We start from the raw sequence: 21,555 nt of genomic DNA, 5'->3' as shown, positions 1-21,555 counted from the left end.
TTGACACAATGTTAGAGCCGTGATACATTATGAAAAAATTAATCTGTTAAAACCGATGATGGAAACAAGGAGCTTTAGACATCCTCAGAGAGCCGATGGTTGGTGTAAATCGGCGATGAATAAGCTGGCTTGAGCGTTCCTGAGATATTTCGCTGAACGATAGAGTAGGCGTAAATCGGATGATATCCGTTACCAATCATGGTCTATACAGACCGTTTGAGGCTGCTCCCGGGCAGCGAATAAGGGTGGTACCACGAATAACTCTCGTCCCTTACTACGGAAGTAGTATGCGGATTGGGGTTTTTTTTATGTTCTTAGTCCTTTGATGCATCAACGCGTTAGATGTACGAAGATGTTCTGCGTTCTGATCTCAATAACGCCGGATTAACGGATTTCGCGCGCCACAGCGCGAACCTTATTCAATATTATTGCACTTGTATAGAGAAACTAAGGAGGAAGAGAAACCATGTTTAAAGTATTGGTATCGGATCCAATCAGCGATTTGGGGATTCAACAGTTAATGGATGCAAAAGATGTGCAGGTAGACAAAAAAACCGGGCTCAGCGAAGATGAGCTTACTGCCATTATTGCAGAGTATGACGGATTGCTAGTCCGCAGTCAGACACGCGTCACAGAACGAATCATGAAAGCAGGCACGAACCTGAAAGTCGTTGGTAGAGCCGGCGTTGGTGTGGATAACATTGATCTTGAAGCAGCAACCAAACGCGGGATCGTGGTTATTAACGCTCCTGATGGTAATACGATTACGACGGCCGAACATACCTTTGCTATGATGATCGCCTTGGCGCGGCACATCCCGCAAGCTTATGCCAAAACCGTCGGCGGTACTTGGGATCGTAAATCTTTCCTTGGTGTAGAGCTTCGCAACAAAACGCTTGGCGTGATGGGGATGGGACGCATCGGAAGCGAAGTGGCCAAGCGAGCTAAAGCATTCGGTATGAGCATCCTCGCCTTCGATCCATTCCTGACGGAAGAACGTGCGGATAAACTGGGCGTCAGGCTGTCTTCGGTAGATTACATTATCCGCAATGCGGACTTTATTACGGTGCATACTCCTTTGACGCCGGATACACGCCATATGATCGCTCGTCCACAATTTGAAGTAATGAAACGCGGCATGCGCATCGTCAACTGCGCACGCGGCGGCATTATCGATGAGCTTGCGCTTGTGGAAGCGATCGATGAAGGGATCGTGGCCGGTGCTGCCTTTGACGTATTCGAACACGAACCGCCGGCAATGGATCATCCATTCCTTAGCCATCCTAAGGTAATTGTTACACCTCATCTCGGCGCGTCTACTGTTGAGGCTCAAGAGAACGTAGCGATCGACGTGTCCGAACAGGTGCTTCACATTCTTCGTAACGAACCGTTCAAGAATGCAGTCAACTTCCCGCTCGTTGCTGCTACGGTTATGAACAAGCTGCAGCCATACTTCTCCCTCGGAGAGAAGCTCGGCAGCGTTGCTGCCCAAATTACGGCACATGCCGTAAGGGAGATTCATGTGGATTATGCGGGAGAGCTGGCTGAAGTTGATACACAAGCATTAACCCGCTATATCGTAAAGGGTGTTCTGGAGCGCCATCTTGGCAGTGAAGTAAACATCGTCAACTCCATGCACCTCGCCAAGAGTCGCGACTTGCATGTTGTCGTCTCCCAAACGCCAAAAACAAAGGATTTCACGAACCTGGTTACCGTGACACTGAAGACCCAGAACGGGTTAGAACGAATCGTGGCAGGTACCCTGCTGCTTGGCTATGGTGAGCGCATTGTTCGTCTGGATCATTTCCCGGTCGATATCTCGCCTGAGGGTCATCTAATTCTAATCTCACATAACGATAAGCCAGGCATCATCGGACGCGTCGGAACGCTCCTTGGCGAGAACAATGTCAATATCGCCTCCATGCAGGTTGGACGAAAAGTGATTGGCGGCGAAGCGATTATGTTCCTGACCGTGGATAAAGATGTACCGAAAGAGGTACTCATTAAGCTCACCGGCTTGTCTGAGCTGAATACCGCGCAACAGATTGTGTTGAGCAAGTAATCGTGTATACCGTTTAATCTTGTTCCACGTAGAACAAGATTAAACGCATAAATTCAACAAAAAAACACGCTCATTTCTGAGCGTGTTTTGTCTTTTTGAGGATCATTCTCTATAATTCTGCCGTTTTTACAGGGATACTCATCTTGAACACCGTCCCAATCCCCACTTCACTTGTGGCACTAATCGTGCATGGTGCGCGCTAACGATATTTTTGACGATCGCCAGACCGATCCCCGTCCCCACGGTCTCGCCCCTTACACGGGCCTTATCGGCCTTGTAGAACCGTTCGAATACAAACGGCAGGTCATCCGGCGGGATGCCCACGCCTGATCACTGATTTTAACCTCGACTGCTTCACCCTCGCCCTGCCAGATACGATTGGCTGAAATTTTGATCTGTTTGCCCGACGGGGTATGCCGGAAGGCATTGTCCAACAGATTCGTGAGTACTTGCTCCAATTTATCTTCATCCGCCGCTTCCAGCTCCAGATTGTGGTCAGGCTTGCTCCAATTCAGATCGATCTCGCGCTCCTTGGCGCGAACCATAAATTTGCGATAAACCCTGTCACACAGGTCGCCTACATCAACCAGTCTAAGCGACATCTCGGCATGTCCAGCTTCCATGCGCGTCAAATCCAGCAGATCCTTAACGAGGCGACCCATTCGCAGCGACTCTTCATGAATGACTTGAATCAGTTCTCTGCTCTCTTCCGGTGATGGAGCCATACCATCCAGCAGCGCTTCGCTGTAGCCTTGCATCATAGACAGCGGTGTTCGTATTTCATGGGAGACGTTCGCAATAAAGTCTGTGCGCATTTTCTCCAAAGTCACCTGTTCCGTTATATCTCGCAGGACAACAACGGCACCGCGAATCATGTCCTCGGAATAGAGAGGCGCCATATGGGCAGACCATATTCCCTGCTTTACGTGCAGCTCTGCGGTCTGATCCTTGCCTTCATCCACGGTGGTGTAATATAGCTCGCTCAGCGGCTTGGGCATGACGTCCGCGGCCCAACCACCGCCTTGCAGCTCCTCATCCCATTCCAGCCCCTTCCAGGTCTTCATGATCTCCTGGCCTGGAGGGTTCACCAAGATAACCTGGCCGTTATTGTCAAACGTGATGACGGCATCACTCATACTCCGCAGCACGCTAGATAGATGTTCTTTTTCGTGGTTCAAATTCCGGATGTTGGTCTCAAGCTCGGCGGCCATATGATTGAATGTATTGGCTAGCTCACCGATCTCATCGCTCGTTACAAGGTCAAGCCTCGTCCCGTATTTTCCTCGCCGAATGTCATTGGCAGCTTCGATTAACTGCTGCATCGGTTGCGTAATCTTGGTCAACAGGAACAAGCCGAAAAACGTAGTCATCGAAAAGCCAATGATAGCCACATAAGTAAACAGACGCTTAATGGCGTCCGAGTTCGCGAAGGTGGTGTCAATGTAAGGAAGCAGAAATAAGCCAAGGGTCAACAGGACACATGCGACCAGACCCGTAATCGTGATCCACAGCTTGCCAACGAGTGATCTCCAGAAATTCACCTTACTTCGGAACCTCCAGTTTGTATCCTACTCCCCACACGGTCGTTATCATAGCTGCGGCTTCTGCTGATACCTTGTTTAACTTCTCGCGCAGTCTCTTCACATGAGTGTCCACTGTGCGCAAATCGCCAAAAAACTCATAGTTCCACACGTCTTTGAGCAGTTCCTCGCGTGAGAACACCTTATCCGGCGAAGAAGCCAGATAGTGCAGCAGCTCGTACTCTTTGGGAGTTAGGCTGATCTCATGACCACCTGCCGTTACACGATGGGCGTCATGTTCTATGACGAGATGTGGAAACACAATACTGTTACTTGTGTTGGATTCCTTACTTAGATAGGCGGTTGCCGATGACCGGCGCAGAATCGCCTTCACGCGGAAGATAACTTCTCGCGGGCTGAACGGCTTCACAACATAATCATCCGCACCGACTTCAAATCCCTGGACACGATTAATTTCCTCGCCCTTGGCGGTCAGCATCAGGATCGGCGTAGACTTGATCTGGCGAAGTCGCGTACATACCTCGACGCCGTCCATGCCTGGCAGCATGACATCAAGGATGACAAGACCATATTCTTCGGAGCTGGCCATGCGAAGCGCGGTTTCGCCATCCTCCGCTTCTTCGATTTCGTAGCCTTCTTTCTCCAGATACATTTTGAGCAATCGACGGATCCGTTCTTCGTCATCCACAACCAGAATACGATTACCATGCTCTGACATTGTGCAGCAACTCCTTCATTCAAGATAGGGAAAATCAGAAGCAGTCCCCCGCTAGAAGGGACTCTTCTGATTATCATTAAACTGCTATTAAGTTAACCATTAATCCGTTCCGGCATAAGAATGCAGACCAGCAATAATCAGGTTGACACCTACCAGCGTAAACATGACTACGATAAAGCCGATAACCGCCAGCCACGACGAGTATTTCCCTTGCCAGCCGCGCGACAGCCGCAAATGCAGGTACACACTATAGAAGAGCCAAGTAATTAGTGCCCACACTTCCTTCGGATCCCAGCCCCAGAAGCGGCCCCAGGCGATCTCGGCCCATATCATCGCAAAGATCAGACCACCAAGCGTGAAGATCGGGAACCCGATCGCAATAGCGCGGTAACTGATTTCATCCAGATCATCCGGGTCAAGCTTGTTCAGAGCGGGCTGTATCAACTTCGCAAGTGGTTTGCGCAGAATCAGGCGCATTACACCATACAGAATCAAACCACTCACGATTGACCAGATCACCGTGTTCAGCTTACGTCCGGCGTTAACACCGTGCATCCACGAAGGAGCCTCGAACAACGGTTCCTTCATCCCTAGGAAGGAATGCATACTCTGTGTCTCACTCTGATAAGGAGCTACAATGGGAGGCATGAAGTATTCAACTTGCTGAACACGGCTGGTTTCTGTATCAGCATCAACGATTGTCTGCTGGAATTCAGCTTGATATCCGCCAACGCGGAAACCGTATACCGATATGATAAACCCGAGCAGGACCACGATCCCGAACAAGCAAAGTTCCAGCCAGCGCTGTTCTCTGCGGTCGCTCTTCGTCGTTCCGCTGAAGTTCACCGTGCGCAGCAGGTGCATCAGGCCGGCAATAAATCCGACGATGAAGAAGCGTCGCCGAGGGATGCCAGCGTTACGTGGATACCGAGCCAATACGATTGCAGGGAGGGTATCAGCGGTTGGACCTGCTGCGGGAATACAGCCGCATACGCCATGATGAGTATGGTCATCGGAAGTGCGAATAACCCAAGCATCGATTTTTTGTAAAGAAAGTAAAGAACAAGAAAAGCAATCATGATCGTCATCGATAAGAACGACATGAATTCATACATGTTGCTGACAGGCACATGACCGGAGCCGGCCCATCTTGTAAAGAAATACACCAGGTGACCGGCTAGCCCGATCGTCGCTGTAACAAAGGCGATCTTCCCCCATTTTGCCATATGCACTTCCGGGTCCCGTTTACGGAAACGACGCCCCATTACTGCGAATGCATACATGATAAATGATACACAGTATAGGAGAAAGGACACAATAAAGGCATTGCTACTAAAATCTATTAACCAATTCGACATGCTTAACTCCCCCTGTTATTCTCCAATGACTTCTCATCCACTTCGATATCCATCTGCTTCAGGATGGCGGAGATCTCCTTGCGTATAGCAAACCAGTTCTTGTTCGTATGCGCTCCTAAGGTTAACTTCCCGTTATCAATACGCAGCCAGATTCGGCGGTGGGTGAAATAAAAGCCCATGACGAGGCCAATCATTCCGATGAACGAGCCTACCCAAATGAAAGGCATTGCCTTGTCCACGCGAATGTTCAAATATGTCGTGGATTCCGAAAAATCCACATCATCCATGCTCAGCACGTCCAACTGGACAAGGAGCTCTCCTCCGGCCAGTTGGGCATTAATAGAATCCTGCTGAAAGCGCTCTTTATCAATTTGCTTCGGGAAGTAGAAATATTGAACCCCTTCGCTCGGCAGTTCAGGACCCTTAATCAAGAATAAAAATGCAGGCGCTTTCGGATTCGGTGACAGATTCACCGGTGCTCCATCATCACCAAGCCCGAAATCAGTAAACGTCTTATTCAGCGTTAAACTGTAATCCCCTGCTTCATATTCTCGTTGCGGATCGTTAATGGAGAGCATGATCTTGCCATATTCCTCGCCGTTTTTACTGTTAATCAGTACTGGAGAAACCGAACGGAGAATCGGAGTCAGATCATAATCGAACTGATACGCCTTAAGTCCATGATAGTTAAGCGGATGATTCACCCGGATATTATGCCGCATCACTTCCGTTAGTTGAGGTTCCTGGCCAAGCTCATTGCAGTTCGCTTCACAGCTATACAAAATAGCTTGTGTCTCAAAGTCTTTAGGCAGTACTTTATTCTTGCCTTTAAACTCATCGGGCATATCCTCTTCGGTATAGAACTCCACCTTGAAACCATCGTTCATTAAGTAATAACTCGTGTTCTTGATGTGCACAGGCTCATCCTGCGGGAACGCCATATGCTCGTCCATATGCAGACCGGGAAGATTCCGTCCCAGAACCGCCAGCAGGAAAATAATCAAGCCAATATGAAGAACATAAGGCCCCCAGCGGCTAAAGCGCTGTTTCTCTGCCAGCAACGTGCCACCGTCTGTACGGACCCGGTAGCCTTTCTTCTTGATAATCGGCTTGATCCGTTCGACCCAAGCTTCCCCGTCTCCCTCGATCTGCCCTTGATAGACGACCTTTTGACGAGTAAGAAACGTCATATGTTTCGGGATGCGCTGCCTGCTTAACGCTTTATAGAGGGGAAGCACACGGTCCAAACTGCAGATAACGAGCGACGCACCGATCATAATTAGCAGCGATACGAACCACCATGACGTATATGTATGGGAAAGTCCAAGCAGATAATAAACGTGACCCAACTGTCCATACTCTTCCTTGTAATAGACAGAAGGATCAATATTGAGAAATGTGCTCTCCTGCGGAAGATGGTTCCGAGCGTAGAACCGAGCAGAGTCAATACTATCAAATAGATTGCGACTTTTACCGAGGAGAAGAAATTCCAGACCCGGTCGATGATACCCGGGTTTGCCTTCTGTGATCGACGGGCAACCCCGTCGTAGCGCATTTCCAGAACCGGTTGAGCCTTGGCTTCCTCGGTCAAAGGTTTGCCGCATGCTTCACATAGCACCGTCCCGATCGGATTCTGGTGTCCACATTCACATTTCGTGTTCTCGATCAAAGGTTTTGAACCTTGACTCATTTCGCATTCACCAACTGTTCGATTTGTTTATCAAGGGTGCTCAGTTCCAGTTTGCCAATACTAATATGGTCAATCTTACCAGATGAGGATACGAAGAAAGTGGTCGGCATCGGCCCAACGCCAAAGCTCTTGACCGCATCACGATGCGGGTCCATCAGAATGGGGAACTCCACCCCGGTCTGCGCCACAAAATTCTCTACGGTCATCTTGTTCTCCGCTACGTTGATGCCGATAATCTCAACGCCCTGGCTGCTCCATTTCTCCCACTGGGCCTGAAGCGCTGGCATTTCCTGGACGCAAGGTGGACAATACGTCCCCCAGAAATTGATTACTCTGGCTTTACCCTCATATTCACTCATGGTATGCACATTACCATCCGTGCCTAGTAATTCGAAATTCGCTGCCTTCTCCCCGACCTTCGGCACCTTATCTGAACCGAAGACGACTGTCGCGACGGCATACGCCCCGATCAGGACAATGGCAAGCAGGATAACGATCTGTATGCTTTTCTTAGATTTGCCCATCGTGCAGCAGCTTCCTTTCTATGACATTCATCATATTTGTATGCTATGGGTGTGAACATCCTATGAACAATTATAACGAAGTTTGTCATAAATGCCGCTCGCCATTTTGAATATTATGTGTCGAGTTAACGTTTTTTCCGCGGTTTGCCACCTGGCTTCGCAGCTTTTGCCATCTGCAGGAGTTGGTTGATTTCGTCGGCCGTCAGATGTCGATACAGTCCTCTTTTAAGATTTTGCAGCAGCAAATCACCATAAGAGATGCGCTTGAGCCGAGTGACTGGATGATTGATCGACTCGAACATTCTCCGCACTTGGCGGTTGCGTCCTTCATGGATCGTAATCGAAATCACCGACTGCTTCGCATCAGGGTCTACATCCTTGTATTCCACTTCAGCAGGGGCTGTCATACCATCCTCCAGCATAATTCCTTGACGCAGCTTGTCCAGTTCCGTGCCGTGCGGCACCCCTTTTACCGTTGCCAAGTAGGTTTTGGGCACGTGGTATTTGGGGTGGCTGAGCAGATTGGCAAATTCGCCATCATTGGTCAACAGCAGTAATCCTTCTGTATCATAATCCAATCGGCCGATTGGATAGACTCGCTCGTTCACACCTTTAAGATAATCGGATACGATCTTGCGGCCTTCCGGATCCGAGGCACTCGTAATAACCCCTTTGGTTTATTGAGCATCACGTATACCTTCTTCTCATTCTTGATCGGCTTGCCCGATACGGTAATTAGATCCTGGGCTGGGTCCGCCTTCGTTCCGAGTTCGGTTACGGTCTCCCCGTTCACCTGCACTTTGCCTTGAAGAATCAATTCCTCGCACTTGCGGCGAGAAGCTATTCCGGCCTGTGCCATAATTTTCTGTAATCTCTCCATGTTCAATAGGTCACCTCATCCCTAATGATAACCATCGACAGGATAAATCACAAGCGAGTTCCATGGAAAATGTACTCCCGGGCAGGAGTCGGAGTGAGGAAACAAATATAAAGGGGATATTTCATGAAGCCTGGACAGCTCTAAAATGATCTTAGCTGCCATGAAGAGCTGTGATTTTTGTTGCAAGTCCATCCCTTCGTACGGACGGTTAAAGTCGCCTTCCAGACAGATATGAATCTGACGGGGTTCGATCAGCATCGAAGAACATCTAACCGATCCGTCCAGATGAATCTTAAAGTCCCATGCTGCCTCTTCTCCGCATTCGCCTTCCGTATGATGTATGACAAAACCCTCGAACTCCATCCCATCACCCCTGCATCAAGTTCATTGCTGCAGTATATGAAAGAATGGATTCGAGGGTATAGGCATGCAACCAGTATTATGAAAAACGCCTATGAAGCTGTATCATTACCTTTCGTTTGTTCTTCTATCCAAAAACAAGAAGGCAAATCGCAATCGCTGCGACGAAGCCAACCAAGTCGGAAAAAAGCCCAACCTTTAGTGCATAACGACCATTTCGGATACCCACCGCACCAAAATAAACGGTTAGTACGTACAAGGTCGTATCTGTACTGCCTTGAATCGTGGATGCGATTCGGCCAATCATGGAATCGGGCCCGTATACCCGAATCAATTCAGTTGTATATGCAAGAGAGCCTGTGCCTGTTAGTGGACGTAGCAGTCCGAGCGGTAAAATCTCACTAGGAACCCCCAACGATTGCAAAAACGGGCCTGTCCACCCTACAAAGAACTCCAGCGCACCTGACGCACGGAATATGCTGATCGCCACCATCATTCCCACCAGATGAGGTATGATCCCGATGGCTGTGGAGAAGCCGTCTTTGGCTCCGTCCACAAATGAATCATATACGGGAACCTTGCGTGTATAAGCATAAAGTGGAATGAAGGCAATAATGACGGGGATGGCCCAGGCGGAAATGAGACTAATCCAGGAAAGCAATGTGCATCACCCCCTCACTTCCGGCTGCTTAATTCCTGTCCCGAGTCCTGGCGGCTTCCCGCGCCCGATATCTCGCTTTCTGTACCATCGATCCGCCATAATGGCAGCGGCAGTAGCGACGGCAGTAGCCAATAGGGTCGTCCCCACAATCTCCGCCGGATTCGCCGAATCATAATTCAGCCTTATCGCGATTAAGGTCGTTGGAATCAAAGTGATGCTTGCCGTATTCAATGCAAGCAGTGTGCACATCGCAGCGGATGCAGTTTCCTTGTCCGGGTTCAGCTTCTGCAACTCCTGCATCGCTTTGATCCCCATCGGTGTGGCCGCATTGCCCAATCCAAACAGATTAGCGCTCATATTGGACAAGATGTAACCCATGGCGGATGATTCTTCGGTACGTCAGGGAACAGAAAGCGGACGATGGGTCCAAGCAGCTTGGCTACCTTGCCCAGTAGTCCGGAATCCTCCGCAAGACGCATCAATCCAAGCCAGAACACCAGGATACTGATTAATCCGAATGAGACCGTCACTCCCGTCTGTGCACCGTCAAACGCGGCCTTCGTCACCACCTCAATGTTCCCGTTAAAAGCCGCGAAACCAAATCCGATCACAATCATCCCCAGCCAAATCAAATGTATCATCACGTTTGCCCCCGTTTATTCCCCGCCAGTGAAGAGTAAAAGTGTGCGCATCTCAATTTCCAAGCGAGGCTAATTATGATTGGCCCTGAACAAATGACGGATGACCTCGCCAGCCGATTGCCATAATGAGCGTGAACCGATCGAGCCCATCGTGTTCGTCGTTTTCTGTAGCGCCGCCGATGGTTCCGGAAGCTTGCTTCCTTCCTCGTAAACCGGAACTTTGCCGATAGTTACATTATCGAGCAACAACTCGATATGGCCGCGCAAGCCAAACGAGAAGTCCGGAGCTGTCGGTTTATGCAGCACGAGTCGTTTGACAAGGCGAGCATCTTCGTCATGAGCAAACGCATAAATGAATGTACTTCCGGTAACGAGCGTGTGCCCCTGAATCTTTTGTCCTTTCTCGGTAACCTGTTTCAAGGGAAAGTGGGCAAAGCCGTAATCCAGCATCGTGGAATGATCATTCCAGTCATTGCCATCGTTAAGCGTTACCGCTGCGATCTGCTGACCATCGCGGGTGGCTGAGCTGACAAGACAACGGAAAGCCTTCTTGGTGTAACCGGTCTTAACTCCATCCGCCCCTTCGTAGAAACGCAGCATTTTGTTCTTGTTGTCCCACTTGTAGTCCCAGGATTCATTTGGATTTGGCGCCTTCTTGGTTGGGGTCTTCACGATTTCGCTGAACACGGGATTCTGGAGGGCATAAGCTGTCAGTACAGCCACATCGTTAGCCGAAGAATAATGCTCATCATGATCCAATCCATGCGGGTTCATAAAGTGCGAATTGCTCATGCCAAGCTCCTGCGCTTTCTCGTTCATCAACATAACGAAACCTTCCTCGGTTCCGCCGACATGCTCCGCCACAGCAGTTGCTGCATCATTGCCAGAGCGCAGCATTAACCCATAGAGCAAATTCTCCAGCGTCATCTCTTCCCCAAGCTTCAGAAACAACGATGACCCTTCTTTGGCAAAAGCGTTCTTCGATACAGTCACTTGGTCATCAAGCTTGCCATGCTCAATGGCAACGATAGCTGTCATGATTTTGGTCAGACTGGCAATACGCATACGCTCGTCGCCATTCTTACTGTAAAGCAATCTACCTGACGTAACATCGATCAGCGCAGCGGATTGCGCGTGATTGGGCGGTCCTCCCTCATGATCCCCGTAAACAGGGACCATTACGCAGAATAGGCAACATATCGCGATGAAGGTGGAAAACAGCCGCTTGCGTTTCATCCATCTCATTTTCATTATTTTAGCCTCCGGTGTTCAGAAATCTTGTACAAGTATATGTTGGCCAGGCCTAAGGTATGTCCATTTCATCACAGTAAAAAATCCCTTCCGTATAAACGGAAGGGATGCCTCGCTTCAACATTAGTATGAAGGAGTGGTGTCTTCATGTTCATGATCGTGATGGTGGTGAGAACCCGATTGGAACATCGACTGAATCTGTTCAAGAATGAACGGGGTGGAATCGATGATTCGTTCAAACAGGTGGGTCTGGTTATCCAACGGCACGATATGCACGCCATCCTTACCAACGACTAGGAACGCGATCGGACGAATGGATACGCCGCCACCGCTGCCACCGCCAAAAGGATGAGAAATGCCGCTGTGCGAGCCCTCAGTGGAGTGTGTGGAGCCATGATGGCCGCCCTCGATGTTGTAGTCACTGCCGCCAGCCGCGAAACCGAAAGCTACTTTGCTGATTGGCAAAATGACGCTGCCATCCGGCGTGTTCACGGGGTCGCCTACAATCGTATTGACATCCACCATTCCCTTGATATTCTCCATAGCGGTCTGCATCAAGCCTTGAATAGGGTGCTCTGCCATGATCTTACTCCTCCTTTCACCTTTAACACGCGAACTATAAGTACCAGTCCAGCATATATAGCTTTACCGCAGGAGATTTTCGCTATACAGTAAACTTCCGTGGAAATTTGCGGCGGTCCGTTAAATATTGGGTAGACATCCACTTGAGGCGGTTCCTCCATGATCAAGCGATGCGACATCCAGCCAAGCAGCGTATGCTTAAGACCGTGCAACAAACCAGTGGCTACCGCAGTGTCTGCTGCATGATCCAGTGCAATACGTGTTGACCATCGGATATTCTCAAGATGGATCGAAGCCAACGTTTGGCGAACCCATTTCTTGAACCCTTTGGTATACCATAGAGCCCTTATATAGTCGCTATATCGAATCGTCTTACTTGATGAATCTTGATTATGGCTTGAAGGGGAATCGGACTCGCTGTTGGCAACCGGTTCCGTTTTATATTCAATGCCGCCGTTCGCCATATGAAAAGGCATATCCCACGTTCGTTTAACCATGCCAAATAACATTTTGATCTCCACGATTACATGCTGCTTACCTTTGCGAAGCACCACATCGAGCTTGGTCGTAATGGTAGAGCTCAGGATTACCGTGATCAGCACGATAAACAACACTACAAAGCCAAGCAGTATATACAGCCATATTCTCACACTAGAAACCCCCACAACGAGCCATAGTTACAGTCACTCCATTGCCTTAGTATGGCAGAAGCAGGACAGAAAGATACGAACGCTCTCGATCATAGGTTCTAACTCTTTAGGGGTATAACAAAAAAACAAGCCACGAGCGAGATTCGCGGCTTGAAATGATCTGTAACGATATGATATCTATCAATCATTGCTGTATTCTTATTCTATTTCATCAAAGGTAAGTTGTCGTTCATCCAGCTTATCAAACAGCATCTGCGTCTCTTCTTCCAGATTATCGTTGTCTTCGAATTGGGACGGTTCAGGTAAATCCTTAATGCTGGCCAACCCGAAATATTCCAGAAACGACTTCGTCGTTCCGTATAAAATGGGTCTGCCGATCGCTTCCGCTCTGCCCACCTCTTCAATCAAGCCTTTGCTTACCAGTGTATGAATAGCCCGTTCGGACTTGACTCCGCGAATGTCCTCGATCTCCACTCGGGTAATCGGTTGCCGATATGCCACAATCGATAAGGTCTCCAGCGCTGCTTGGGAGAGGGATGACCTTGACGGTGAATAAGCCAAACGCTCAAAGTAGGGGGCATGCTCGGCCAATGTAGCAATCTTATAGCTGCCCGCGATTTGAACGATCTGGATGCCCCGCTCGTGCCGCTCCCACTCCTCTTTCATATCCTCCAGCGCCTCTCCAACCAGACCGTCTGACTGCTCGGTTATCTCGGCAATCTGCCGAACCGATAGACCTTCCTCGCCTGACAGAAAGAGAAGCCCCTCAATAATCGATTTCAGCTTCGGATAATCCATCAATACGTTCTTCCCCTCTCCACTCCATCACAATGTCTTCAAATAATTGTTCCTGATAACAAAAAATCTGCTTCATCTTCATGAGCTCGAGTATCGCTAGAAAAGTAACGACAATTTCCTGGCGATCCATCTCTTCATGAAGCAGTTTGGAAAACAGCACACGTCCACCCGGACCTAATTGCTCCAGCGCACCAAGCACCTCACGAATCCGGTCTTTAACGGAAATTTCATCTCGCTGAATCCGCGCATACGATGTCCGCTTTACCGCCTTGCTTAACGCTTTCTGAAAGGCGCTGATTAAATCTGTAATATGTAACCCTTCTACCGGGTTCTCCTCGACCTCCGGCATATAAGGAGATAGATCTTCTGCTTCTTTCGAATACATCTGGCTGCGCTCCCATTCCTTCTCATGGAGATGCTGAGCGATACCTTTGTACTTGCGATACTCGATCAATCGCTGAATGAGCTCAGCCCGCGGATCCAACTCATCCTCATCATAAAAATCGAACTCGTCCATTTCGATGACCGGCGGCTTAGGTAGCAAAAGTTTGCTCTTAATGGACAGCAGTGTTGCAGCCATTACGAGAAATTCACTCGTAATTTCCAGCTCCAGTTCCTGCATATTGTGCAGATAAGCCATATATTGTTCGGTAATTTCGCTGACGGGGATATTCTGGATATCGATTTCCGCTTTGTCAATCAAATGCAGCAGCAGATCGAGCGGTCCTTCAAACGTCTCCAGCTTGTATAATACGGTCACGGTGAATCCTCCCGCCAAAAATAAAATGCAGTGCTCCGTAAAAAGAGCACTACATTAAATAAGCACTATTTTAAGCTTTTCGTCAAGTTCGCCATTTCGATCGCCGCCATGGCCGAATCCCAACCTTTATTGCCTGCTTTCGTTCCGGCACGTTCAACAGCTTGCTCGATGTTCTCGGTGGTTACCACCCCGAAAATCGTTGGTACACCGGTCTTCAGGTTAATCGCCGATACCCCTTTGGCTACTTCGTTGCACACATAATCATAATGCGTGGTCGAGCCTCTAATAACGGTTCCGAGTGTAATAATGGCATCATACTTGCCGCTCTCTGCCATCTTCTGGGCGATCAGCGGAATCTCGAATGCGCCTGGCACCCAGGCCACGTCACTTCGTCCTCCTGTGCACCGTGACGCTTTAATGCATCAAGTGCACCGCTCAATAGCTTGCTTGTTATGAATTCATTGAATCGTCCAACCACAATACCATATTTTAATCCTTCGGATACGAGTTTTCCTTCAAAAATATTGGCCATGATAAGTTCATCCTTTCGGGTGGGAGTTTAGATAAGGTCACTCGTTGAGCCGGCTACAACTGTAAAGACCGCTACGCTGACGGATACGGCTTCCGATCGCTGTTAAATCCTGATTTCTTGAACTCGAGATTATGATGTGGAAATCAGGATTTAAAGGCGAACGCTTCGCTTCTCCAGCCGTATTCCGTCCACTTCGCTCTGCCATTTCGGGAAGCAGCTCTTCTCAAAAATTGATCTTATATTAATGGGGTGTTACTGGTTAGAATTCGCGCTCTCATTCTGTTCGATATCGTTGAATTTCAGCATATGTCCGAGCTTCGCCTGCTTCGTATGCAGATATCCGGTGTTGTCCTCGTTCTCCGGCATCTGGATCGGCACGCGCTCGACTACCTCCAGGCCATAACCCTCCAGGCCTCTGATCTTACGTGGATTGTTGGTCAACAGACGAATCTGTTGCACGCCCAGATCCTTCAGGATTTGCGCGCTATCCCGTAATCGCGCAAGTCGGCTGCAAATCCGAGTTTCAGGTTCGCATCAACGGTATCCAAGCCCTCCTCCTGCAGCTTGTAAGCCTTCAGCTTGTTAATCAAGCCGATACCGCGGCCCTCTTGACGCATATAAAGGAGTACGCCTTTGCCCGCTTCATTAATCTGTCGCAGCGCTGCTTCGAACTGTGGACCGCAGTCGCACCGATGGGAATGAAACACATCCCCGGTCAAACATTCGGAATGCACGCGGACGAGAACAGGCTCACTGCCATCGATCTCACCTTTTACCAGAGCGACATGCTCTTTATTGTCCACATCATTCGTATAGGCCACCGCCTGGAACACACCGTAATCGGTCGGCATTCTGACAGCAACTTCGCGTTGTACGAGTTTCTCCTTCTCATTGCGGTAATGAATCAGGTCCTTGATGCAGATCAGCTTGAGGTCAAATTTCTTTGCCATTTCCACCAGATCCGGCAACCGCGCCATCGTTCCGTCTTCCTTGATCACCTCACAGATAACACCCGCCGGATAGGAACCGCACAACCTTGCTAAATCTACCGCGGCTTCCGTATGGCCGGCACGCCGAAGTACGCCGCCATCCTTCGCTATCAATGGAAACATATGGCCCGGTCTGCGGAAGTCGGCAGCCGTAGCGTTTGGGTCCATAATGCCGCGTACGGATATCGAACGTTCATAGGCCGATATGCCGGTTGTCGTGTCCTTATGATCAATCGACACCGTAAAAGCGGTACCGTGATAATCCGTATTTTGCGAGACCATCGGTTTCAGATCGAGCTCTTGTGCGCGTGCTTGCGTGATCGGCAGGCATACCAAACCGCGGCCTTCGGTAATCATGAAATTGATTACTTCTGGTGTTGCCTTATCGGCAAGCGCTATGAAATCTCCTTCGTTCTCACGGTCTTCATCATCGACCACAATCACCACTTTGCCAGCTTTCAGGTCGGATAACGCCTCTTCAATCGTATGAAATGCGATCTGCTCTTCCATAGCTATCCCTCCTCTTGTTGATCGGGTCATTACCGTCCCTTTCCGATCGTTTCTCAGACAAAACCATGCTCTGCCAAGTAATCCTGACTAATGCCAGGCTTTGTTCCTTTTTTGTCCCGAGTCTTGCCTGAACTGTAATGGAGCAGATGATCCACGTACTTCCCTAGAATATCGCATTCAATATTGACACTGTCCCCCGCCTTCTTGTGGGCAAGGACGGTCTCCGCCAGCGTATGCGGGATGATCGATACGGTAAAGGAAGCTTCCGTCGTTCTTACGACGGTAAGACTAATGCCATCCAGCGTAATCGACCCCTTAGGGATAATATATTGAAACAGATCAGCTTGTTCCGGGGCAATTTCGTAAACGACGGCATTCTGGTCGGTACTTAAACTGCGTATCGTTCCCACACCGTCCACATGCCCTTGAACGATATGGCCTCCGAATCTCCCGCCGGCTGCCATGGCGCGTTCCAGATTCACTTTGCTGCCGGGCTGCAATTCTCTGAGATTGGTGTTTCTGTAGGTTTCAGGCATAACATCCACGGTGAACATCCCTTGGTGGATTGTTGTTGCCGTAAGACATACACCGTTAACAGCTACGCTGTCGCCCAGCTTCAGATCGTCCATGATCCGATGAGCCGAGATGCTTAACAGCATCGCCTCACCCTGACGTCCAATCCTTCTCATCTCTCCGATCTCTTCGACCAATCCGGTAAACAATGGCTCTCCTCCTCTCTGACAACCTCACATCTTCACTCACACTTCCAGACCGGAATGCCGGTAATGCAAATATTATCCCCGATCATTTGCGTATCGAGTTGTTCCAGAACGATTGCCTGATTCATCTTGGCATATCCGGCAAACTCATAGTTTCCCGGAGCGTTCTGACCTCCAATAATCTTCGGAGCGATAATCTGAACGATGCGGTCCACCAGTCGCGCCTCCAGCATCGAACCGTTGAGACTGCCTCCGCCTTCCAACAGAATCGAGCAATCTCCAACTGACCGAGCTGAACCATCGCTTCTTGCATATCCACGCGGGGACCATCGCCGCATACGATCACCTTGACACCTTGCTCCTCCAGCAAGGATTGCTTGGAAGCATCTCTCTGCGTAGTAGTCAGCACGATCGTTGGCGTCAAGCCGTCTGCAATGACTTGGGAGTCAAGGGGGATCCTCAATCCAGAATCGACAACGATGCGAATAGGATGAATGCCCTTGACTGGCAGCCTGGTCGTCAGACTCGGATCATCGGCGACTACGGTCGCGACGCCTACCATGATCGCTTGATGGCGATGGCGAAGCGTATGGACGTATGCCCTGGATTCCTCATTCGATATCCAGCGACTGTCGCCGGTTCTCGAACCGATCTTCCGTCTAACGTGCTGGCATTCTTAAGCGTGACGAACGGCCTGCCTGTCGTGATGTACTTGATAAATGCCTCATTTAAACGGAGGGCCCGCTCCCTAAGAATCCCCGTCTCTACCTCAATGCCTGCTGCTCTCAGCATGGCAACCCCTCTGCCCGCGACGAGTGGATTCGGGTCCTCGCACGCGATGACGACTCGCTTCACGCCATCGGCAATCAACCGCTCGCTGCATGGCGGCGTGATGCATAATGACTGCACGGCTCCAGCGTTACATAGACGGTGCTTCCCGCGGTATGATCCCCCGCCATATTCAGCGCATGTACTTCCGCGTGCGGTGTTCCCCGCTTCAGATGCGTGCCCACACCGGCAAGCGCCCCGTCCTTCACGACAACGCATCCTACCACCGGATTAATACCTGTCTGGCCTTGCGCTCGCTCAGCCATATCCAGCGCAAGCGACATATAGTACTCATCATTGATGATATCCAAGATTATGCAGCCTCCTTAACGCAACAAAGCCCTGCTGCTGGATTCAAGATCCTGCACAGGGCTGATGGAAGTTTATTCATGGTAAGTTAAATAAACGTATATGTATACCAAGTCTTAACAGAATAACCCAAGCGGCACATGGCAAAGGCACGATAAACATCAGCAAGGCAGCATGAAAAGACTTGCGCTTGTAGATGAATTACGCAACCATGCCATTCACTATGAGTTCCCATGTGAAAACCAGCACATAACGAATGTCACCATTTGTGTACAGACACGGGTGCCATATATTGGCTCCTTGTGTCTCTCACTCCTTCTCCCATCCAGACTATACTGTCGGTCCCGGATTTGCACCAGGTCCACCGTCTATGAATACATGACTCATATCCGGGTCACGGACTAAGACACAACAATCTGCCGTTGTATGGCTCGATAGCTGCATCATCACCGCCGGTAGGGAATTTCACCCAACCCCGAAGGATATTGCTTATGAAATTAGATGTTGCTTAGTTTGAATCTTATCATTCCGATTTCAAAAAAGCAACATCATTCTACTAACTTTTACTTAGCATATAACTTATTCCTTGCAATGAGTAGAACCGTCCGACTGGTGTTAAACCGTTGGGAAGAGTATTCTGATAAGAGGAATCCATGTGCCCAACTAGAATCAGTTAAAGGAGTCTATTGTCATGCAAACCGTATTGGATATTATCGTCCGTCCGACAGAAATCGATGTGAACGGCCATGTGAACAACGCCAAATACCTGGAGTATCTGGAATGGGGAAGAGAAGAGTGGTACGAAGCGGGAGAGCTTCACTATGAAGTGCTAAAGGCTCTTGGCGTGCAAACTGTCACCGTCAATATCAATGTCAATTATCGCAAGGAGTGCGGTCAAGGGGAGCGTCTGCGGATCACGACCGAGCCATTATCTGTAGGTCGTACGAGTTATGTTCTGCTCCAGCAGATTTACAACGAACAGAACGAACGCTGCGCCGATGCAACCGTGACAAGTGTCGCCATGGACGTGCTCACGAGAAAAAGCAGACCGGTTCCCGACAAATTGCGAAGCTTCTTTCCAGCCACCCCGTAGTTACTTCGTTGACGTATGACATAATAAAAATCCCCCCAATGCCTACGGTCAACCTGGCATTGGGGGATGATATTAAGCTTCGTATACTTCGACTTTTTCCATTTTATCGCGGCCTTTGAATGCATCTACATGCTCCATGCCCTCTAACACTTTACCGAATACGGTGTGTTGACCATCCAGATGCGGTTGTGGCTCGTAGCACACGTAGAATTGGCTTCCGCCTGTATTGCGGCCCGCGTGAGCCATGGCCAAGCTGCCGCGCTCATGTTTGTTCGGGTTGATCTCACAGTTGATGTTGTAACCGGGACCTCCGGTGCCTGTCCCTTGCGGGCAGCCGCCTTGAGCCACAAAGCCAGGGATAACACGGTGGAACACAAGTCCGTTGTAGAAGCCGGAATTCGCCAACTTCTCAAAATTACCCACAGTGTTAGGTGCGTCGTTCTCGAACAGGTCCAGCAATACCTCTTTACCGTTCTCTAGTGTGATTTTCGCTTTTTTTGCCATATGTGATTTCTCCTTCCGTTATGGAAACGTATCCATTGCTATGTTTAGACAATGCAAGTTCTAGTGTACTATGAAACGCATCGCGAAGCAAAGTCAACCGAACATAACAAGAAGTCCTCCAAACCATGACCGGCATGGATATCGGAGGACTCTCCTGCAATCATTGGCGAATTAACCCAGAACGCGTGCAGTCACGACATCGTTGCTGATGATGTCCTGCAAAGATTCACGGCGCACGACCAGTTGGCTCTGTCCGTCCTTAACGAACACCACGGCAGGCTTGCGAATTCGGTTATAGTTACTTGCCATGGAGTAGTTATAGGCACCTGTGCAAGCCACGGCTAGCAAGTCGCCGGTCTTCACGGTTGGAAGCTCCAAATCCCAGATCAGCATATCACCGCTCTCGCAGCATTTACCTGCGATCGACACGGTTTCTTCTGCTTTATCATTGGCACGGTTAGCCAGTACAGCTTCATATTTCGATTCGTACAGTGCTGGACGCGGATTGTCCGTCATCCCTCCGTCCACTGCAACGTACTTGCGGACTCCAGGAATATCCTTGCTAGTGCCGACCGTGTACAGCGTTGTACCGGCGTCACCCACAATGCTCCGGCCCGGCTCAACCCAAATTTCCGGAAGTTCTGTACCGATTGCGGCAAAATGCGTTTTCACCGCATCTGTGATTGCTTTAACGTATTGGGATACCTGAAGTGGCGTGTCTCCATCCACATAACGGATTCCGAATCCGCCGCCAAGATTGACTACTTTGAATACGACACCAAGTCCTTCTTTAACGGAAGCAGCAAACTCAGCTACACGCTGTACAGCCATCTGGAAGCCTTCCACCTCAAAAATTTGGGAACCGATGTGAGAATGAACGCCGAGCAGGGTAATGTTAGCTTGTGCTTCAGCCAGTTTCACGGCTTCATAGGCGGAACCGTTGCCAATATCAAAACCGAACTTCGAGTCTGTCTGACCCGTCGAGATATACTCATGCGTATGTGCCTCAACCCCTGGGGTTACACGCAGCAGGATGTTGACCGTACGATTCTTCTCGGCTGCGATCGCTTGCAGCATGTGCAGCTCGATCACATTATCCACTACAAAACAACCGATCTCAGCGTCAAGCGCCATTTCGATTTCTTCTGTTGTTTTGTTATTGCCATGAAAATGGATGCGTCCTGCCGGGAAGCCTGCTTGCAGAGCCGTGTAAAGTTCACCGTCCGAAACGACGTCCAGTGACATTCCTTCCTCTTCAGCCAATTGGCACATGGCCATCACGCAGAATGCTTTGCTGGCATAAGCCACTTGAAAGTTCAGTCCGGAAGCCTTAAAAGCTTCGATATATTCCCGACAGCGGTTGCGCACCGACTGCTCGTCTACAATATACAAAGGTGTTCCATATTGAGCTTTTAGATCAGCCGTATCGCAACCGCCGATTTCCAGATGCCCCTCTTCGTTAATCTTACTTGTACCGTGTAAAAACATATTTTTACAATTCCTCCGATCCAATGGTCAAAAATAAATAATCGAATAATTGTTCACAGTATAGCAGACAACGAATGAGAATCAAAATGGATTTTTCAACAGAACAT

Annotated in this window: 14 protein-coding genes, 8 pseudogenes, 1 riboswitch and 1 other annotated feature; of the genes and pseudogenes, 2 read left to right on the top strand and 20 right to left on the bottom strand. The window is 49.4% G+C overall.

Annotated elements, in window-relative coordinates:
• Nucleotides 1–46: 46 nt before the first annotated feature.
• Nucleotides 47–275: a binding site (T-box leader), on the top strand.
• A 191-nt stretch (nt 276–466) separates the two neighbouring features.
• The gene (gene serA / locus JCM10914_RS02825) at nt 467–2,062 is read left to right on the top strand and encodes a phosphoglycerate dehydrogenase (RefSeq protein WP_023957160.1); all 1,596 of its coding nucleotides are present in this window, start codon (nt 467–469) and stop codon (nt 2,060–2,062) included.
• 109 nt (nt 2,063–2,171) lie between these two features.
• On the opposite strand, the pseudogene JCM10914_RS02820 reads toward serA, so the two are convergent.
• From JCM10914_RS02820 to ribD, 18 genes and pseudogenes are all read right to left on the bottom strand, one after another.
• Nucleotides 2,172–3,603, bottom strand: a pseudogene (locus tag JCM10914_RS02820) (ATP-binding protein).
• A 1-nt stretch (nt 3,604) separates the two neighbouring features.
• Nucleotides 3,605–4,321 (bottom strand): response regulator transcription factor, encoded by a 717-nt coding sequence (locus tag JCM10914_RS02815; protein WP_023957156.1) that lies wholly within the window; start codon nt 4,319–4,321, stop codon nt 3,605–3,607.
• 99 nt (nt 4,322–4,420) lie between these two features.
• Nucleotides 4,421–5,679: pseudogene (gene ccsB / locus JCM10914_RS02810) on the bottom strand (c-type cytochrome biogenesis protein CcsB).
• Between the two features lie 2 nt (nt 5,680–5,681).
• Nucleotides 5,682–7,369, bottom strand: a pseudogene (locus JCM10914_RS02805) (cytochrome c biogenesis protein ResB).
• Entirely contained in the window at nt 7,366–7,893 is a 528-nt protein-coding gene (locus JCM10914_RS02800; protein WP_023957148.1) for a redoxin domain-containing protein, read from the bottom strand. The pseudogene JCM10914_RS02805 and the gene JCM10914_RS02800 overlap by 4 nt, the downstream one beginning before the upstream one ends.
• 125 nt (nt 7,894–8,018) lie before the next feature.
• A pseudogene (locus JCM10914_RS02795) lies at nt 8,019–8,773 on the bottom strand (pseudouridine synthase).
• 21 nt (nt 8,774–8,794) lie between these two features.
• Nucleotides 8,795–9,136, bottom strand: coding sequence for a hypothetical protein (locus JCM10914_RS02790; protein WP_023957142.1), 342 nt, complete (start codon nt 9,134–9,136; stop codon nt 8,795–8,797).
• A 124-nt stretch (nt 9,137–9,260) separates the two neighbouring features.
• On the bottom strand, nt 9,261–9,794 hold the full coding sequence (locus JCM10914_RS02785) for a spore maturation protein (RefSeq protein WP_023957140.1): 534 nt from the start codon (nt 9,792–9,794) through the stop codon (nt 9,261–9,263).
• 6 nt (nt 9,795–9,800) lie between these two features.
• Nucleotides 9,801–10,435 (bottom strand): annotated as a pseudogene (locus JCM10914_RS02780) (nucleoside recognition domain-containing protein).
• Nucleotides 10,436–10,504: 69 nt separating this feature from the next.
• Complete coding sequence (locus tag JCM10914_RS02775; RefSeq protein WP_023957135.1) at nt 10,505–11,686, bottom strand: D-alanyl-D-alanine carboxypeptidase family protein; 1,182 nt, start codon at nt 11,684–11,686, stop codon at nt 10,505–10,507.
• A 123-nt stretch (nt 11,687–11,809) separates the two neighbouring features.
• Nucleotides 11,810–12,268, bottom strand: a complete 459-nt coding sequence (ytfJ, locus tag JCM10914_RS02770; RefSeq protein WP_023957133.1) for a GerW family sporulation protein — start codon at nt 12,266–12,268, stop codon at nt 11,810–11,812.
• Complete coding sequence (locus JCM10914_RS02765; RefSeq protein WP_023957130.1) at nt 12,241–12,918, bottom strand: DUF2953 domain-containing protein; 678 nt, start codon at nt 12,916–12,918, stop codon at nt 12,241–12,243. The genes ytfJ and JCM10914_RS02765 overlap by 28 nt, the downstream gene beginning before the upstream one ends.
• Before the next feature lie 198 nt (nt 12,919–13,116).
• Complete coding sequence (gene scpB / locus JCM10914_RS02760) at nt 13,117–13,716, bottom strand: SMC-Scp complex subunit ScpB (protein WP_023957128.1); 600 nt, start codon at nt 13,714–13,716, stop codon at nt 13,117–13,119.
• A complete protein-coding gene (locus JCM10914_RS02755; protein WP_023957126.1) occupies nt 13,685–14,476 on the bottom strand; it encodes a ScpA family protein in 792 nt (263 codons plus the stop codon). The genes scpB and JCM10914_RS02755 overlap by 32 nt, the downstream gene beginning before the upstream one ends.
• A gap of 65 nt (nt 14,477–14,541) precedes the next feature.
• Nucleotides 14,542–15,008: pseudogene (gene ribE / locus JCM10914_RS02750) on the bottom strand (6,7-dimethyl-8-ribityllumazine synthase).
• Nucleotides 15,009–15,260: 252 nt separating this feature from the next.
• Nucleotides 15,261–16,507 (bottom strand): annotated as a pseudogene (locus JCM10914_RS02745) (bifunctional 3,4-dihydroxy-2-butanone-4-phosphate synthase/GTP cyclohydrolase II).
• A gap of 53 nt (nt 16,508–16,560) precedes the next feature.
• Nucleotides 16,561–17,229: a riboflavin synthase gene (ribE, locus tag JCM10914_RS02740; RefSeq protein WP_023957116.1), complete on the bottom strand. Its 669-nt coding sequence runs from the start codon at nt 17,227–17,229 to the stop codon at nt 16,561–16,563.
• Nucleotides 17,230–17,261: 32 nt separating this feature from the next.
• A pseudogene (gene ribD / locus JCM10914_RS02735) lies at nt 17,262–18,365 on the bottom strand (bifunctional diaminohydroxyphosphoribosylaminopyrimidine deaminase/5-amino-6-(5-phosphoribosylamino)uracil reductase RibD).
• A 307-nt stretch (nt 18,366–18,672) separates the two neighbouring features.
• Nucleotides 18,673–18,850: riboswitch (FMN riboswitch) on the bottom strand.
• 204 nt (nt 18,851–19,054) lie between these two features.
• Between ribD and JCM10914_RS02730 the strand changes: the two are divergent.
• Nucleotides 19,055–19,456 carry a thioesterase family protein gene (locus JCM10914_RS02730; RefSeq protein WP_023957109.1) on the top strand — a complete coding sequence of 134 codons (402 nt, stop codon included), beginning with the start codon at nt 19,055–19,057 and terminating at the stop codon, nt 19,454–19,456.
• A 72-nt stretch (nt 19,457–19,528) separates the two neighbouring features.
• Here the strand turns inward: JCM10914_RS02730 and JCM10914_RS02725 are convergent, their stop codons facing one another.
• On the bottom strand, nt 19,529–19,960 hold the full coding sequence (locus JCM10914_RS02725) for a peptidylprolyl isomerase (protein ID WP_023957107.1): 432 nt from the start codon (nt 19,958–19,960) through the stop codon (nt 19,529–19,531).
• A gap of 171 nt (nt 19,961–20,131) precedes the next feature.
• Nucleotides 20,132–21,448 (bottom strand): diaminopimelate decarboxylase, encoded by a 1,317-nt coding sequence (lysA, locus tag JCM10914_RS02720; protein WP_023957105.1) that lies wholly within the window; start codon nt 21,446–21,448, stop codon nt 20,132–20,134.
• Nucleotides 21,449–21,555 lie beyond the last annotated feature (107 nt).

This window comes from Paenibacillus sp. JCM 10914, assembly GCF_001315105.1.
Classification (GTDB): domain Bacteria; phylum Bacillota; class Bacilli; order Paenibacillales; family Paenibacillaceae; genus Paenibacillus_AQ.
This window is presented reverse-complemented; position numbering and strand designations above follow the sequence as displayed.

Excerpts from the sequence above, each read along its gene's own strand:
- serA (WP_023957160.1), top strand. The coding sequence starts at position 467 with ATGTTTAAAGTATTGGTATCGGATCCAATCAGCGATTTGGGGATTCAA.
- JCM10914_RS02815 (WP_023957156.1), bottom strand. The coding sequence starts at position 4,321 with ATGTCAGAGCATGGTAATCGTATTCTGGTTGTGGATGACGAAGAACGG.
- JCM10914_RS02800 (WP_023957148.1), bottom strand. The coding sequence starts at position 7,893 with ATGGGCAAATCTAAGAAAAGCATACAGATCGTTATCCTGCTTGCCATT.
- JCM10914_RS02790 (WP_023957142.1), bottom strand. The coding sequence starts at position 9,136 with ATGGAGTTCGAGGGTTTTGTCATACATCATACGGAAGGCGAATGCGGA.
- JCM10914_RS02775 (WP_023957135.1), bottom strand. The coding sequence starts at position 11,686 with ATGAAAATGAGATGGATGAAACGCAAGCGGCTGTTTTCCACCTTCATC.
- ytfJ (WP_023957133.1), bottom strand. The coding sequence starts at position 12,268 with ATGGCAGAGCACCCTATTCAAGGCTTGATGCAGACCGCTATGGAGAAT.
- scpB (WP_023957128.1), bottom strand. The coding sequence starts at position 13,716 with ATGGATTATCCGAAGCTGAAATCGATTATTGAGGGGCTTCTCTTTCTG.
- JCM10914_RS02730 (WP_023957109.1), top strand. The coding sequence starts at position 19,055 with ATGCAAACCGTATTGGATATTATCGTCCGTCCGACAGAAATCGATGTG.
- JCM10914_RS02725 (WP_023957107.1), bottom strand. The coding sequence starts at position 19,960 with ATGGCAAAAAAAGCGAAAATCACACTAGAGAACGGTAAAGAGGTATTG.
- lysA (WP_023957105.1), bottom strand. The coding sequence starts at position 21,448 with ATGTTTTTACACGGTACAAGTAAGATTAACGAAGAGGGGCATCTGGAA.